Raw genomic sequence first — 14641 nt, 5'->3', positions numbered from 1 at the left:
TAAAGGGCGTGCCGGCGTTTCCGGCGTTAAACACAACGATGCGGGGCAATATCGGGCCGCATTGGCCGCCCGTATTGTCCCGCATCGTTGTGTATTGGCTATGCCCGTTAGGGCATGCCGACGATCAGTAGCTGCCCGCCGCCGGCTGGGCGCCGGATACGATGGCGACGCCGGAGCTGGTGCCGATACGCGTGGCGCCGGCGTTGATCATCTTCTCGGCGGTGGCGCGATCGCGCACGGCGCCGGAAGCTTTCACGCCCATTTCGCTGCCCACGGTCTCGCGCATCAGTTTGACGTGCTCTTCCCGAGCGCCGCCGGTGCTGAAGCCGGTAGAGGTTTTCACGAAGGCGACATCGAGTTCGCGACACATTTCACAAACCTGGACGATCTGCGCATCGCTGAGCAGGCAGGTTTCCAATATTACCTTCAACGGGATCGCCGCGCAAACCTCGCGCACGGCGGCGATGTCGGCTTTCACTTCGTCCAGCAGGCCGCTTTTCAGCCAGCCGACGTTGATCACCATATCGATCTCTTGCGCGCCGGCGGCGATCGCCGCTTTGGCTTCAAAGGCTTTGGCGACGGTCAGGCCGGCGCCCAGCGGGAAGCCGATCACCGAGCAGACTTTCACGGTGCTTTCCTGCAGCAGCTGGGCCGCCAGCGGCACGTAGCCGGAGTTGACGCATACCGCATAGAAGTTGTGCTGCTGCGCTTCTTCGCACAGTTTGGCGATCTGCAGTTCGGTGGCGTCCATCGCCAGCAGGGTGTGGTCAACGTAGCTGGCGTAATCGATGTTTTCGGTGGTCATCGCGATTCCTTAGTGAAGTTAAGACAGTAAGCCGGATGGATAATGTGAAAATAATAACATTCAGATGCCGATAAACCTAGCGATGTTTAAAAAATGTCGACGAGATCGTCGCGAACAGGCCGTTATACGTATAACTTAAAGGCGTAGTTTTGTTATTTAAATAACATTTAACGGCTCGCGGCCTGCGCGGGCGCAACGTCGAGGGAAAAAAGATGAAGATCAACATCGAACTGGATCCTGAAGCTTTCGGGGCGCATCGGCAGGAACTGTTCCGCAATGCGGATTTCGCGGTGAGCGCGCATCGCTGCGCAGAACGCGGGCCGATGCTGACGCTGGCGAACTGCCGCGGCGCGCTGACGGTCTTGCCGTATGAGGGTCTGGCGATTTGGGACGCCGAGTTTGACGGTTATTCATTGAAATCGGGCCGCCGCAGCGCCCGCGGTCTCGGGAGAAAGCGCGCTGACGACGCGGCGTTCTGCCCCGCCTGGCCGAGCCACGACGGCGCGCCGCTGCAGATGCAGCGCGTGTGGCTGCAGCTGACAGGCGATGAGCTGACGTTGCATGGCGAAGGCGAGCGGTTGGGCGGGCGTTGGCGCATCGGCCCGGCGCTGCGTTTGGCAGCCCAGAGCGCGCAGTTCGTCATAGAGATGAAGGTCACTAACCTGGCCGAGCGGCCGCAGCCGCTGCGTTATGTGTGTCGCCTCAACTATGATTGCATTCCCGACGCGGTATTCCGCCAGAATCTGCCGACGCCGGCTTTGTTAGGGGATGCGATCGGGCAAGAACTGCTGTGCTCCGACGATCTGACGCGCTATGTGGATCAGGCCGAGTTCTTTATGCTGACGCCGCAAGGCCGGCGTTATGTCACGCGCTTCGCTACCGGGCAATTCAACTATGGCCTGCGGCGCATCGCCGTTCAGGGCAACCGGCGGCTGCTGGCCTTTGTTCAGCCGGCGAACTGTCGCCCGAATGCGCCAGAGGGTGAGGCGGGGGTGATGCTGGGAGCGGGAAAAACGCGTGCGTTCTGCGTGACCACCGGCGTGGTGTGAAATCACGGGGCGGTAATGCCCCGGTCATGTTGTACGGTTACTCTTTCACCCAGCCGCGGCGAATGGCGAAGGCGAACAGGAAACGATACAGGCGCGACAGCTTGTCGGCGAGGGCATCGCCGAACAGATTCCACACCAGCTGGGCGAACAGGCAGCCGACCAGACCGAGCAGGAAACCGCCGACCATATCCAGCGGCCAGTGTACGCCGAGGTAAACGCGTGACCAGGCGATGCCGACGGCGACAATCATCAGCAGCGCACCGGACCAGACCCGGTGCCAGAACAGGAACGCCAGCGCAAAGGTAAAGATGGCGGTGCCGTGATCGCTCGGGAACGAGCTGTCCGGCGCGTGCGCCAGGAAGGTATACCCCACGCCGGCGACGAATGGGCGCTCATGCGGCAGCAGCGCGCCGATAGCGGAGGCGGCAAGCATGGCGAACAGCAGCGCGATCGTGGTTTTCGCCACCACTTCGCGCTGCGAAACCAGCTGGCTTTGCGGCCCCCACAGCCACAGGCCGACGATCAGCAGCGGCACGATAATGATCAGATCGCGCGCCAAAAAGGTGGCGAAATCAATCATCCACTCGGGAGACGCCGGGGTCGCATTGATCCAGGCGAAAAGAACATGGTTTAACTGCTCCATAACCGTTACCTCATCTTGCGGCACCAATAGCCGCTAACCATCCAATAAATAACCAACTGGCTTAACCAAACCCACCAACCCGCCCACAGGTTATGGGTAAGAAAATGTGCGCCGCGCATGATCTGACCAAAGCCCATCAGCATGCCGAGCGCAATGCCGCCGCACCAGCACCACCAGGCCAGGCGCGGGCGCTGCGGATAAAACAGGAAAAACAACGCCATGATCGCGAAACCGCTCGAGGCGTGCCCGCCGGGGAAACAGCGGCCGGGGCCCGGCAGTGCCGGCACCGCACCGAACAACGGGAAGGACATCGCCTTGCCGCCGTACTCGATCAGATCCCACGGACAGGAGTGCGCGCTGGTGGCCTTGAGAATGCCCACTACCAACGGGCCGATCCCGATCAACAGCATGGTCACGATCAGGCGCGCGCTGCGGCGATAGATGCCCCAAAACAGCGCCAGTACCGCCCCGACGATCACTATTTGCTTCAGCAGGCGGTGGTTGATCAGATCCAGCCAATAATTGTTTTGCCACGGGAAATGCCCGCTGGCGGCATCGTACCAAAAGTTGCCGATCGCCCAGTCCAGCTGTTCGCTGCGGGAAAGCCACAGGAACAGCAGGCCGCTGATCAGCAGGCCAAAAACCTGCCAACGGTAAAAGGATGCCGGTAGGGAGTAAAGAGCGGTTGTCTTAATTTGCGGTGCCGTTGAGGATTGATTTAATGACGATTCTGGATTCACGCGCAGGCTCGGTGGCAGGATTGAATAACGCCACTGTAATCATTCCGTCTTAAGAAAACCTTAGTCCACCGGTAAGAAAACCCTATCCGAGGCCACCGCCTTCGGCTAAGGTAATCGTTTGCTTTTTTTCGGGATGAGAGTGTGGTGATGCAGAATAACGCGCGTGTCTTACTGTTGGCGGCTGCCGGTGCGGCCTTTTCTCCGCTGAGCTTTGGCCAACCTGCGGCCGCCGGGCCGATCGTGGTGCAGGGCGCCATGCCGGTGGAGGCGGAACGTTTTGCCCAGCGATTGGAAAACCCGCGCGAGGAGCAGATTGGCGGCTGGCGCTTTTGGCACGGCACCGTAGACGGCTACCCGGTGGTGGTGTCGGAGACGCTGAAGGGCATGTCCAACGCCGCGGCGGCCACGGCGATCGCCGCCACGCAGTTCCGCCCGGTGGCGATCATCAACCAGGGCACCGCCGGCGGCCATGATCCGGCACTGAAAGTATATGACATCGTGTTGGGCAAATATTCGGTCAATCTCGGCGCGTTCAAAACGCCGGCCAAGGCGTTGGGGGCAGGCAGCGACTCGCGGCAGTGGCAGCCGATGGATCTGTTGGCTTCCAAAGGCAGCGCCGGCGAGGACAAAAAGGCGCACAGCCTGCGTCAGTTTCCCGCCGACCCCAACCTGCTGGCGATTGCGCAAAGCGTTAAGGGCGATTACCGACAGGGCAAGGTCGTGGAAGGGGTGATCGGCTCGGCCGACGTGTGGAACAGCGAGCTGGATCGCATTCGCTATTTCCACGACAGCTATCAGACTTCGGTCGAAGAGATGGAGACCGCCTCCGCCGCGCAGATCGCCGCCGAATTCAAGGTGCCGTTCGTCGGCATTCGCGTGTTGTCCAACAACATCACCAATCAGGGCAAATACGATCCGCAAACCGGGCTGGCATGCCAGGATTATGTTTATCAGGTGGTGAAGGCCTATATCGCCAACCTGAAGAAACACTGAGCCATTGCTTCGGTTAATCGGCGATATCAGGCGATTGTCACTATTTATCGCCTATTGTAAAGAAGATTAAACCTGTGGCGGGCTTGGCGGTAGTGTATTAGTTTATAGGCGGATTATTTGACAAAAAGTGTAGGGATAAAACATGAACAAGGCATCCGTTGTATTTTCCGGCCTGCTGATGGCCGTTTCCGCCGGCGCTATGGCGGCTACCTCTGGCGATGACGCGGATATCAGCAAACAGCCGCTGGAAAAGGTCGCGCCTTACCCGAAAGCCGAAAAGGGCATGAACCGCCAGGTGATCTACCTGCCGAAGCAAGAGCACGAAGAGAACTACAAGGTGGAGCTGCTGATCGGCAAGACGCTGGAGGTGGACTGCAACCGCCACATGATCGGCGGCACGCTGGAAACCAAAACCCTGTCCGGCTGGGGCTACGATTATCTGGTGCTGGAGAAGCTCTCTGAACCGGCCTCGACCATGATGGGCTGCCCGGACAACACCAAGACCAAGCAATTCATCGCCGCCAACCTGGGCGACGCCGCGATGCAGCGCTACAACAGCCGCCTGCCGATCGTGGTGTATGCGCCGAAAGACGCGGAAGTGAAATACCGCATCTGGAAAGCCGAAGATACCGTAAGCCAGGCCGAGCAGAAGTAATCGCCGCCTGACGCCGCTCCGCTTGCCCTGCGCGGCAGGCGGAGACTTTTCCCCGTTACGTTTTCTTTCCGCCCGCCAATACCGCCCGTTCGGTTTCTTCCCCCATGGCGATCAGCCAATCCAACACCGTTGAGAATATCGCATCCTCCTGGCCGTCGGCCTGGGTCATCAGCACGTAATCCGTCCCGTCAGGCGCAAAGCCATATGGCGCCACCAGCGCGCCGTTGACGATGTCATCCGCCACCAGCGCCAAAGGGCCGATGCCGATACCGGCGCCGGCGACCGCCGCCTGCAGGCTGAGATAGAAATGTTCGAAACGCAGCTCGTTGCCCGGCCCGATCTCGAAGCCGCTGTGGGCGCACCAGTCGCGCCAGGCGTACGGTCGCGTCTCGGTGTGGAGCAGGGTGCCGCGCAGTTCACGCCCCGCCGCGGCATGCTCCCGGCGGCATACCGGGCCGACCCGTTCTTTGAGGAACGGGCGGGCGACCACGTCGTCGGCGATCGGGAAATCGTTGCGGCGAATCGCCAGATCGATGCCTTCGCGCGAGAAGGCGACGGCGCCGCCGGCGGAGACCAGCTGCAGATCGCGCTCTTTCCCCACCGCCTGCTGCAAACCGGCCAGGCGCGGGATCAGCCAGCGGATCAGAAAGGTCGGCTCGCAGGAGATCACCAACGGGCGATTCTGATGATGCCGACAGGCGCGGTCGATCGCCGACTGCAGGTTGTCCAGCCCCCGGCCGATCTCGCTCGCCAGCTCTTGCGCCTGCGGCGTCGGATGCACCATGCGGCTGGTGCGTTGAAACAGCGCGAATCCCAGGGTCTGCTCGAATTCGCGCACCGCACGGCTGACGGCGCCGTCGGTGACGTTGAGTGATTTGGCAGCTTTCGACACGCTGCCGTACCGCACCGTAGCTTCGAAAGCCCGTAATACCGCCAGGTTAGGCAATCTTCGTTGACGCACTGCGCCCCCTTTTGATTGAGTTTTTGTCAATCATCGATACTACGCAAATCGTTTTTTATTGCCAGCCAAATCCGCCAAAGTGTGCATCACTTTCCACTTACGGGTAACTGCGATGATTGCCATTCTCGCCGATGATCTTACCAGCGCGCTCGACGGCGCGGCCCCGTTCGCCGCGCGCGGACTGAGCGCCTGCGTCATGCTGCGCCTGCCCGATACTGCGTTACAGGGCGCGGAGATCGTCGCCTTCGATTTAGATTCCCGCTTCGTTTCGCCGGAGCAGGCGGAGCGGCGTTTTCGCCATGCCGCCGCCAGTGTGAAGCCGGCGCGCCTTATATACAAAACGATCGATTCCACCCTGCGCGGCAATCTGGGGCCGGAAACGCGCGGGGCGCTGACGGGCAGCGGGCGCCGTCTCGCCATCGTTGCGCCGGCCTTCCCGGATGCCGGCCGCACCACGGTGGGCGGCCGGCAATACGTCGACGGCGTCGCGCTGGAGCAGACCGCCTTTGCACGCGATCCGAAGAACCCGATCGTCACCGGCTACGTCATGGAGCGCATGGCGGGGCTGGAGCCGACGCGTTTTCAGGTATTCGACGCCGCAGACAACGGCGAGTTGGATGAGGTCGTGAGGCGGATCGGCATTGCTGAACCGGTGGTGTGGGTGGGATCGCCGGGCCTGGCGGCGGCGTTGTCGCGTGCGTTGTCTCTTGAGAAGAACGCGCCGCCCGCTCAACCGCCGCTGAGAGCCAGCAAAGTGCTGGTGGCGATTGGCAGCCTGCATCCGGCGAATGACGCCCAGCTGGCAAGCCTGCGGCAGGCGGGCGCGGTGCTGGTCACGGTGCCTGAAGCGGCCGATCCCGAGGCGGTAGCGCAAGAGGTGCGAGCGGCGTTTGCGCGTGCCGATGTGGTTTGCCTGATTTCGCCCCGGGCGCGAGCGGGTGCGGCGGACCATGCCGCTGTGCTGGGCGCGGTCGTCAGCCGTTGCACGCCAGCCTTCGACGGGCTGGTGGCGACCGGCGGCGATACCGCGCGGCGCATCGTCGACGCTATGGCGGCCGGCTCATTGACGCTGTTCGGTGAGGTGGAACCCGGCGTGCCTTTCGGTTTGTTGAATCTGCCGGGCCGCAGGCTGCCGTTCGCCACCAAGGCGGGCGGTTTTGGCCGGGCCGGTACGTTGTTGAACTGCGTAACCCGGTTGCGCGCTGACCGAGAAGGAGAAGAACAATGACCCTTTCCACCTTGCCGCTGGCGATAACCATGGGCGATCCCGCCGGCATCGGGCCGGAGATCATTGCCAAACTGGCGGCCACAGAGCGATTGAGCACGCCTTATGTGGTGATTGGCGATGCCGGCGCACTGGCGCGCGCGGCGGCCAGTCTGGGGCTGACGCTGCCTATCCGCGAACTGCCCGCCTTGCTGGCGGGATGGGACGAAGCCTGGCGGCGGGGGGAGACCGCCGTCTATTCCGCCGGCGTTGCGCTGCCGGCGGACTTGCCCCTCGGCAGGCTCGATAAGCGCGCGGGCGCGGCGTCTTATGCCTGGGTGGTTGCCGCCATCGATCTGGCGCTGACGGGGCGCATCGCCGGCATCGTCACTGCGCCGCTGAACAAGGAAGCGATGCGCCTGGCGGGGATCGATTATCCGGGGCACACCGAGATCCTGGCGGCGCGCTCGGGCACCCAGGACTTCGCCATGATGCTGGCCAACGACGAGCTGCGGGTGATCCTGGTTTCCATTCACGTTTCGCTGCGGGACGCCATCGACGCGGCGACCGTGGAAAACGAGCTGCGCGCGTTTCATCTGGCGCAAACGGCCTGCCGGGCGTTGGGTATAGCGAAACCGCGCATTGCGGTGGCCGGCCTGAATCCGCACGCCGGGGAGAACGGCCTGTTCGGCCGCGAAGATCTTGACGTCATCGTGCCCGCCATCACCCTGGCGCGGGAACAGGGGTTGGACGTCAGCGGCCCCTGGCCCGGCGATACCGTTTTTATGCGCGCCCGGCGCGGGGAGTTCGACATTGTGGTCGCCCAATATCACGACCAGGGCCTGATCCCGGTGAAATATCTCGGGGTGGATCACGGCGTTAACGTCACCGTCGGCCTGCCGTTTATCCGCACCTCGGTCGACCACGGTACGGCGTTCGATATCGCGGGCAGCGGACGGGCGGAACACGCCAGCCTGCTGTACGCCTTCCGGCAGGCGGAAAAAATGCTGCGCGCCCAATAACTCACATCACCTGAAGACAATAAGGAAACACCATGCACACACCCGAGTTTATTTTCATGCTGACGCGCAACGACAGCACGGTGCCCGATGCGCAAGCGCGGCTGCCAGAAGTGCTGGCTGCCGGCGTGAAGCATATCGGCTTTAAGGATATCGGCCTGCCGCTGGATCAACTCAAACAGTTGGCGCAGGCGATCCACGCCGGCGGCGCCACCGCGTACCTGGAAGTGGTCAGCCTGGATGAGGAAAGCGAGATGAATTCGGCGCGCGCGGCGCTGGAATTGGGCGTTGATGTATTGATGGGGGGAACGCGCCCGGAAAGCGTGCTGCCGATCATTCGTCAGTCTGGCCTGCGCTACTATCCGTTCGCCGGCCGCATCAGCGGCCACCCCAGCGTGCTGGAAGGTGACATTGACGATATTGTCGCCAGCGCCCGCCAGCGCGCCGCTTTACCGGGCGTGACAGGGCTGGATCTGCTGGCCTACCGCTTTGCCGGCGACGTGCCGACGTTGATTCGGCGGGTGTGCGATGCGGTCGACAAACCGATTTATATCGCCGGGTCTATCGACCGGGAAGATCGCATCGCCGCCGTGGTGACGGGCAATGCGGTTGGTTTCACCGTCGGTACCGCGGCGCTGGACGGCGTGTTTCCCGCCGATAAGCCGGGGCTGACGGCGCAAATCAACGCGGTGAAATGCCTGATTGGCAATGTGATCCGCAAACTGTAACGCGTCTCCATTCGGTTCTTTCCAGGGCGATGAGGCAGTTATCTCATTCGTAGAAACATTAATTTGCATGGCTCCTCTTTTTTAATGCTCTTGCGAGCAGGCACGCCCTTGGGCGCTCGCCGACGTTTACCCGGCAACACAGCGTAATTGCCGCCAGGTTCAATATATATAGAGGGAGTGAAAAATGATTAAAGGGTTAGGGAGTGCCGTTGTGGCGGTGAGCCTGTTGTTAACCGGCTGCGATACCTTCAGCCTGCTGCGCGATCAAAAGATCGCCGACGCTTTTCACGTCGGCGCCGACAAGCGCTCGGTCAGCCGGGATTTCGGCGCGCCGATCGCCACCCTGCCGACGCTGAACGGCCAGGGGGTGTGCCACGACTATAACCACCGCTTGCCGAACGGCACCGTGACGCCGTTCTACGTCGGCTTCAGAAACAGCGACGGCAAAGTGGTGGCCTTTGGCCCCACCACCTGCGGGGAAGCGCAGGCCAACGGCAATCTGAACAGTGATGAACCTATCAAACAGCGGTTCTAAACGGGCGTTGCTGCGCCGGCCTGTGGCCGGCCCAGCAAAAGCAGCCCAGCAACGTTGGGTGTGCCATTTTTTTTCTCTATATCCCTTCTGATTTTCCGCCAGACTTTTATCTGAGATTTATTTTCCTATGGCGTTTGCCAGACGCCGCTGCCGAAAAACACCATTACATGAATTCTCTCCACCGGGTCTTACGGTGTGAACAGCAAGACAACAAAGCAATCTTTGCTGAATTATGCTAGTTTTTCGAACATTCACGGGCATACAGTGACTTGCAAGATAAGGATATCCAATGCGTTATCGTTCGCTAAATCTCGGCGAGGTGACAAGGAAAGGGGCTGGAACGCCGCCCCAGGGAACCGACGTACGGGCTGGTGCCGTATGAAGCTGCTCTCTCTCTTTTCTGAACACACGGCGCCGGAAAGTTTCTCCCGGATACTCACCCCGACACAAGCGCACCATGAGCTGGAACGGCATTATCTGTTCGGCGGCGCAGCCGGCATATCGATAAGCAGCCGGTACTCCATAACCCGCAATACTCAATCCGGTATTGGCGTCACCGGTTATCGTGAGGACGCGATTGTGAAGCGCAGCGTGTTCGATGATCTCAATCGGGGCGGCTTGCTGGCGATTGATGAGGGAATGGGCGCCTGGACGCCGACGAAATACGCGTTTTACGTCGACGCGGAAGGCCGATTACAGCGCTATCCCGGCAGCTCTCTTCCTGCCTTTTATCCAACTGGGCGCGTGATCGCCCGCTATGAAGAAATGGTCAGCCGCTATGGCCGGCGGGCAAAACCGACGGTGCTGCCGGCGAGGCAGAATACGACCCGGAATCCCCCTCTGCAGCAAGCCATCGCTACCGCAGTGGCAACCGTTGCCGCCACGGTACAGGCCATCCGTCCGATGACCAAGGCAGAACGCTGGCAAGAACGCCAGTACCTGATAGGGCGAGGCAACCGCAGCATTTACCCGGATGCGCGCATGGCGGCACAGCGATTGGCGGAGAACAACGTCGCGGTCGAAAAGGCGAAGTTGGCTGAGAATGTTTACAAGACCACTAACCCGCTCAAGGACACGATAGACATCCCTGAAGGCTGGAAGGACATTAGTAACAATGATGGGGCGCTGGGCCGGCTTGGTTTGAGCAGTAACATGCTTTATGACAAACCAATGAATCCTGACTTTTTAGCCCGAGTTTATCAGCCAGACGAAAGTGTCTTTGGCAAGGCGATGAACCCGACGGTGGTATTCCGCGGATCGCGGGCACCAGAATTCCCGGAGGGAATAAGCCGCGCAACCCAAAAAGCCTTAATAAGGGGTGACTTATCAGGCATTAAAAATCTCAGTGACTGGAAAAACAACGGTGCTCAGGGAATAGGGATTAATTCTGAATACTACAAAAAAGCGGTTGGTATTGGCGATAAAATTTCAAAGGTATCCAATATCGACGTTGCAGGTCACTCATTAGGCGGTGGCATGGCGTCTGCTGCCTCCATGGCCAGCGGCAAGCCAGCTTGGACGTTTAATGCCGCTGGATTGCATGCGGGAACCGTAGAAAAATACGGCGGCTCTATAATAGGCAGTGTCGATAATATTCAGGCGTATCGCGTGAAAGGGGAGCTGTTGACCAAGCTGCAGGAGGTTGATTTGTGGGAGGATGCCAAAGACCTCAAATTTTATCCGCCGGCGGTGATGGCGAAAGAACGGTTGTCCATGTTGGCGCCTGACGCCGTGGGAGTAAAACACACGCTTTCCGGTGGAACAGGCTCACTGCTGGATAAGCACGGTATAGACCAGGCGATACAATGCATTGAAAATGAAAAAGACGATGACATTGCCACAATCAAGGGAAGAATATGAAAAAACTTATTCTCATTATCACGATGGTAGTGTCTACGCTCATCATGCAGGGGTGCGAAAAAGGTATGGATTTACAACCGCAGGATTATTTTGACGGTCAGCAATTGGACATTGCCAAAGCCATTTATGATGGTGATAGGCCGCAGTTGGATAAACAGTTATCATCAGTAAACAAAGAGATCTTAAATCGTCCAGCTAAGGAAGAAATGACCTTATTGTTCTGGGCAATAAACAATGCCATCTATGATAAAACCACACCTGAAAGGCTGAAAATTATCACTGATTTGGTAAAAGCCGGCGCAGATCCTTTACAGCCTCAACCCAACACGCCAGGTAGCCCAGCTGAATTTGTTATGAAAGCGGATAAAGGTATCTGGATACAGGCTATGTTAGAGGGCGGACTTTCTCCAAATGCTAGGGATAAGGTTCATAATCAACCCATTATATTTAATAGCATCTTTGCAAAAAACACAGAAACATTAGAGGTCATGTTGGATTATGGTGCGGATATAAATATAAGAAATTCACTGGGTGATACGCTGCTCATCGATGCTTTAGACTATCACTCCTATGACCACGTCATTCTTCTTTTAGAAAAAGGTGCCGATAGCGATATAAGAGGCAACTCGGGTTGGACGATGGGCAATCAGCTGCAACGGCTGATTAATAGAAGTCAGGACGGCAGTGAGGCGAAAGCGTCTCTTGAACGCATCAAAGACGAGCTAATTAAGCGTGGCGGGAAATGGCCGCCTGCCCCGGTCAGTCAATAAACCGTCTCGCTGTAATACCAGAAAATTGGCACATGTTGTAAGGGTATTCTTACCGCAGAGGCATTGTCCACAGACGGTCGAGTTGCGAAAGTTTGCTTGGGTTGCGCACGATAAATACCTGAGCCAGTCGGCCTTCGGCATTCAAGCTGAGACTGACAGACGCCGTAATACGGCCTTGTTCGGATAGCAAGGCGCCTGGCACGCCATTGATGAGCGCGTGTTGCCAGAGATAGGCTCGCCAAAATACGGGCAATTTACCGCCGATAAATTCGAGCACGTCACGTTTGCCGACGAGTTCAGCCAGGTTGGCGGGCACTTTGCCGCCGCCGTCCGCACTGAGCTTAACGTCTTCGGACAACAGGGTCGAAAGCGGTTCGATATCTGCCGTTTCCACCGCCGTTTTGAAAGCGATAAGCAAGGCTTCCTGCCGCTCTGTGGGCTGGGTTTTACGCTCCTCTGGGCGGCCAACTTTTTCGCGCGCGCGTGACACCAGTTTACGACACGCCGTTTCTTCTCCACCTAATGTCATGGCGAGATCCGCGTAGGGCAAGTCAAAGATGTCATGCAGCAAATAGGCTGCGCGCTCGCGGGGAGTGAGTCTTTCGAGCAACAGCATAAAGGCCGTCGACAGCGACGATGAGAGTTCCAACGTTTGCTCGGGCGTTTTGGCTACGGCGGTTTGAATGGGTTCTGGTAGCCAAATACCGACATAATCGACGCGAGCCTGCTGCGCGGCGCGCAGCAGGTCAAGACAACGACGAGTGCAGACGGTGGTCAGCCAGGCAGCAGGATTCAGAATGCTGTGGCGATCCGCATTTAACCATTTGATATAGGTATCTTGCACGGCATCTTCCGCGTCGGCCAGAGAACCTAAAATACGATAGGCGAGGCCGATCAGAAACGGTCTTCTCGATTCGAACAGTGCTGCATACTTGTCGTTTTTCATATTAGTGGCCGGAAATATGAATTCTATTCCACAGATTTATCATAGTGATATTTGCGGTTAGCGCGCTGATTTCTTCCTCGGAATAGTACGCGCGCAATGCCGCGCGCAGTGGGCCATACTCGGTATGGCGTTCAAGCCGCGTTAACGCTTCTGTCCAGGCAAATGCGGCGCGCTCGCGAGGCGTGAAATCATCAACGTGTTCCCATACCACCAGCCTGTCCAGACGTGCGTTGGTTTCACCGTCCTCACGCGCTTCTTTGGTATGCATCTCGACACAGTAACCGCAGCCATTGATTTGCGAAGCGCGCAGGAGGACGAGATGGTAGATCTTGCGCTCCAGATTGTGCGCGTCGATAGCGCCATGCACTTTCAGCAGCGCGGAAAAAACGTTGGCAATGGTTTGCGCATGATTGACAGGGTCGGTATTCACTGGCGTAGTCATAAGAACTCCTCATTTATCGGGTTAACACATATAGATGACGAATGAGAAGAGGGATGTGTGACCGAACCACAGCAAAAATGTGCATTTCGGGGTCGTGGGCCGTTGATGTAATACGTTTTTCAGGCAACAAAAAACCCGATTTCCTCACTACAATAATAAAATCAATAAGTTATTTGTTTTATAAAGAGTTTTTATACCGAAGAAGAGGGAGGAAATACGGGGATTGCCATCCTATGCCGCCACTTTGTCGCCACCTGGCATAGTCGCCAGCGGATTGAAGTGCAGGGCTGTTTCGAGGTGCTCCGGTGCAAGGTGAGCATAACGCATAGTCATTTTGATATCATGATGGCCGAGGATGCGTTGCAACACCAGAATGTTGCCGCCAGACATCATAAAGTGCGCCGCAAAGGTATGGCGTAGCACATGCGTTAGTTGACCTTTGGGCAATTGAATGCTGGTGTTCTCAAGCGCGGCCATAAAGCGAAAATAGCATTCGCTGAATAGACGATCATCGCCCCGCGTTACCAACTTCTTGTACAGTGCTTTACTGATCGGAACGCTGCGATTCTTTTTGCCTTTGGTTCGGATGAACGTGATTTTATGCGGTGTTATCTGTGACCGGGTGAGGTTTTCCGCTTCTCGCCAGCGAGCACCAGTACTGAGGCATACCTCGACCACGAGCGGCAAATCAGAATCGCCTTTGCTGCAGGCTGCAAACAACTCTGTGATTTGTGAGTGCGTCAGCCACGCCATTTCCTTTTCTGCAACGGCAAACTTGCGCATGTTTTCCAACGGATTGGGTTGGTTCCATTCGCCTAGCCGCGCCAGCTCGCTAAACATGCCGCTTAGGTAGCTTTGCTCAAGATTGACGGTCACAGGTTCTGCGCCGTTTTTCCACTTCTCTGAAAAGTAGATTTCACCGGACAGACGCTTATCACGATAATGCGCGAAGTCTTTTGCGGTGAAGGTGGTAGCAGGGGGATCGCCTAGGGCTTCGATGACAAGGCATAGTTTTTTGTAGGTACGTTCACCAGCGGTGAGGGATTGTCCGTGTAGGTTGTACCAAAGTTTGGCGATATCGCTCAGCTTGCGGCGGTCAATTGCCTCACCTAACCACGGCTTATTGTCCACCTGTTCCATAGTGAAGCGCTCAAACGCCAAGGCCTCGCCTTTGGTCGCGAACTGCTTACGTACTCTGCGGCCTTCTCGACCAGCAGGATAGCACTCACATAACCACTTGCCGGATGATTGTTTGCGTACAGCCATTGTAGCCTCCTTTGATGAGGCTGTA

Annotated in this window: 16 protein-coding genes; 9 read left to right on the top strand and 7 right to left on the bottom strand. The window is 58.0% G+C overall.

Annotation, left to right across the window (positions count from 1 at the left end; all coding sequences use genetic code 11):
* Positions 1-124 precede the first annotated feature (124 nt).
* A complete protein-coding gene (gene deoC / locus ACJ8MK_RS02970) occupies positions 125-805 on the bottom strand; it encodes a deoxyribose-phosphate aldolase (protein ID WP_033637798.1) in 681 nt (226 codons plus the stop codon).
* Positions 806-1017: 212 nt separating this feature from the next.
* Here deoC and ACJ8MK_RS02965 point away from each other — a divergent pair, with 212 nt between their 5' ends.
* Positions 1018-1854, top strand: coding sequence for a hypothetical protein (locus ACJ8MK_RS02965; RefSeq protein ID WP_342135601.1), 837 nt, complete (start codon positions 1018-1020; stop codon positions 1852-1854).
* Positions 1855-1891: 37 nt separating this feature from the next.
* Here the strand turns inward: ACJ8MK_RS02965 and ybjG are convergent, their stop codons facing one another.
* Together ybjG and ACJ8MK_RS02955 are read right to left on the bottom strand one after the other, a co-directional pair.
* Positions 1892-2497: an undecaprenyl-diphosphate phosphatase gene (gene ybjG / locus ACJ8MK_RS02960; protein ID WP_033637800.1), complete on the bottom strand. Its 606-nt coding sequence runs from the start codon at positions 2495-2497 to the stop codon at positions 1892-1894.
* Between the two features lie 5 nt (positions 2498-2502).
* On the bottom strand, positions 2503-3237 hold the full coding sequence (locus tag ACJ8MK_RS02955; RefSeq protein WP_060438905.1) for a phosphatase PAP2 family protein: 735 nt from the start codon (positions 3235-3237) through the stop codon (positions 2503-2505).
* Positions 3238-3384: 147 nt separating this feature from the next.
* On the opposite strand from ACJ8MK_RS02955, the gene ACJ8MK_RS02950 reads away from it, so the two are divergent.
* Both ACJ8MK_RS02950 and eco read left to right on the top strand, forming a co-directional pair.
* Positions 3385-4230: a 5'-methylthioadenosine/S-adenosylhomocysteine nucleosidase gene (locus tag ACJ8MK_RS02950; RefSeq protein WP_442517604.1), complete on the top strand. Its 846-nt coding sequence runs from the start codon at positions 3385-3387 to the stop codon at positions 4228-4230.
* Between the two features lie 142 nt (positions 4231-4372).
* The gene (eco, locus tag ACJ8MK_RS02945; protein ID WP_033637803.1) at positions 4373-4885 is read left to right on the top strand and encodes a serine protease inhibitor ecotin; all 513 of its coding nucleotides are present in this window, start codon (positions 4373-4375) and stop codon (positions 4883-4885) included.
* A 55-nt stretch (positions 4886-4940) separates the two neighbouring features.
* On the opposite strand, the gene ACJ8MK_RS02940 is transcribed toward eco, so the two are convergent.
* Entirely contained in the window at positions 4941-5846 is a 906-nt protein-coding gene (locus ACJ8MK_RS02940; protein ID WP_442517488.1) for a LysR family transcriptional regulator, read from the bottom strand.
* 58 nt (positions 5847-5904) lie between these two features.
* Here ACJ8MK_RS02940 and ACJ8MK_RS02935 point away from each other — a divergent pair, with 58 nt between their 5' ends.
* From ACJ8MK_RS02935 to ACJ8MK_RS02910, 6 genes are all read left to right on the top strand, one after another.
* Positions 5905-7074, top strand: coding sequence for a four-carbon acid sugar kinase family protein (locus ACJ8MK_RS02935; protein ID WP_442517487.1), 1170 nt, complete (start codon positions 5905-5907; stop codon positions 7072-7074).
* Positions 7071-8072 carry a 4-hydroxythreonine-4-phosphate dehydrogenase PdxA gene (gene pdxA / locus ACJ8MK_RS02930; protein WP_442517486.1) on the top strand — a complete coding sequence of 334 codons (1002 nt, stop codon included), beginning with the start codon at positions 7071-7073 and terminating at the stop codon, positions 8070-8072. The genes ACJ8MK_RS02935 and pdxA overlap by 4 nt, the downstream gene beginning before the upstream one ends.
* A 32-nt stretch (positions 8073-8104) precedes the next feature.
* Entirely contained in the window at positions 8105-8797 is a 693-nt protein-coding gene (locus ACJ8MK_RS02925) for a 4-hydroxythreonine-4-phosphate dehydrogenase (protein WP_049234288.1), read from the top strand.
* A gap of 184 nt (positions 8798-8981) precedes the next feature.
* Positions 8982-9332: a hypothetical protein gene (locus tag ACJ8MK_RS02920; RefSeq protein WP_133160401.1), complete on the top strand. Its 351-nt coding sequence runs from the start codon at positions 8982-8984 to the stop codon at positions 9330-9332.
* A 378-nt stretch (positions 9333-9710) separates the two neighbouring features.
* The gene (locus ACJ8MK_RS02915) at positions 9711-11192 is read left to right on the top strand and encodes a hypothetical protein (protein WP_049213128.1); all 1482 of its coding nucleotides are present in this window, start codon (positions 9711-9713) and stop codon (positions 11190-11192) included.
* On the top strand, positions 11189-11962 hold the full coding sequence (locus tag ACJ8MK_RS02910) for an ankyrin repeat domain-containing protein (protein WP_049213127.1): 774 nt from the start codon (positions 11189-11191) through the stop codon (positions 11960-11962). The genes ACJ8MK_RS02915 and ACJ8MK_RS02910 overlap by 4 nt, the downstream gene beginning before the upstream one ends.
* A 49-nt stretch (positions 11963-12011) precedes the next feature.
* Here ACJ8MK_RS02910 and sigJ read toward each other — a convergent pair whose 3' ends face one another.
* The 3 genes from sigJ to ACJ8MK_RS02895 all read right to left on the bottom strand — a co-directional run bounded on the left by sigJ (position 12012) and on the right by ACJ8MK_RS02895 (position 14616).
* The gene (sigJ, locus tag ACJ8MK_RS02905; RefSeq protein ID WP_049213126.1) at positions 12012-12908 is read right to left on the bottom strand and encodes an RNA polymerase sigma factor SigJ; all 897 of its coding nucleotides are present in this window, start codon (positions 12906-12908) and stop codon (positions 12012-12014) included.
* A gap of 1 nt (position 12909) precedes the next feature.
* Positions 12910-13350 carry a carboxymuconolactone decarboxylase family protein gene (locus tag ACJ8MK_RS02900; RefSeq protein ID WP_049213125.1) on the bottom strand — a complete coding sequence of 147 codons (441 nt, stop codon included), beginning with the start codon at positions 13348-13350 and terminating at the stop codon, positions 12910-12912.
* Between the two features lie 231 nt (positions 13351-13581).
* Positions 13582-14616: a phage integrase gene (locus ACJ8MK_RS02895; protein WP_406903472.1), complete on the bottom strand. Its 1035-nt coding sequence runs from the start codon at positions 14614-14616 to the stop codon at positions 13582-13584.
* Positions 14617-14641 lie beyond the last annotated feature (25 nt).

Origin of the sequence: Serratia sp. CY38905, assembly GCF_052168875.1 — a bacterium.
GTDB classification, from domain to species: domain Bacteria; phylum Pseudomonadota; class Gammaproteobacteria; order Enterobacterales; family Enterobacteriaceae; genus Serratia; species Serratia sarumanii.
Note: the sequence above shows the minus strand (reverse complement) of the source record. Positions and strands in the feature narration are given on the sequence as shown.

Coding starts and splice junctions, on each gene's coding strand:
- pdxA (WP_442517486.1), top strand. CDS start 7,071: ATGACCCTTTCCACCTTGCCGCTGGCGATAACCATGGGCGATCCCGCC.
- ACJ8MK_RS02895 (WP_406903472.1), bottom strand. CDS start 14,616: ATGGCTGTACGCAAACAATCATCCGGCAAGTGGTTATGTGAGTGCTAT.
- ACJ8MK_RS02900 (WP_049213125.1), bottom strand. CDS start 13,350: ATGACTACGCCAGTGAATACCGACCCTGTCAATCATGCGCAAACCATT.
- deoC (WP_033637798.1), bottom strand. CDS start 805: ATGACCACCGAAAACATCGATTACGCCAGCTACGTTGACCACACCCTG.
- sigJ (WP_049213126.1), bottom strand. CDS start 12,908: ATGAAAAACGACAAGTATGCAGCACTGTTCGAATCGAGAAGACCGTTT.
- ACJ8MK_RS02920 (WP_133160401.1), top strand. CDS start 8,982: ATGATTAAAGGGTTAGGGAGTGCCGTTGTGGCGGTGAGCCTGTTGTTA.
- ACJ8MK_RS02965 (WP_342135601.1), top strand. CDS start 1,018: ATGAAGATCAACATCGAACTGGATCCTGAAGCTTTCGGGGCGCATCGG.
- ACJ8MK_RS02915 (WP_049213128.1), top strand. CDS start 9,711: ATGAAGCTGCTCTCTCTCTTTTCTGAACACACGGCGCCGGAAAGTTTC.
- ACJ8MK_RS02925 (WP_049234288.1), top strand. CDS start 8,105: ATGCACACACCCGAGTTTATTTTCATGCTGACGCGCAACGACAGCACG.
- ybjG (WP_033637800.1), bottom strand. CDS start 2,497: ATGGAGCAGTTAAACCATGTTCTTTTCGCCTGGATCAATGCGACCCCG.
- eco (WP_033637803.1), top strand. CDS start 4,373: ATGAACAAGGCATCCGTTGTATTTTCCGGCCTGCTGATGGCCGTTTCC.
- ACJ8MK_RS02910 (WP_049213127.1), top strand. CDS start 11,189: ATGAAAAAACTTATTCTCATTATCACGATGGTAGTGTCTACGCTCATC.
- ACJ8MK_RS02950 (WP_442517604.1), top strand. CDS start 3,385: ATGCAGAATAACGCGCGTGTCTTACTGTTGGCGGCTGCCGGTGCGGCC.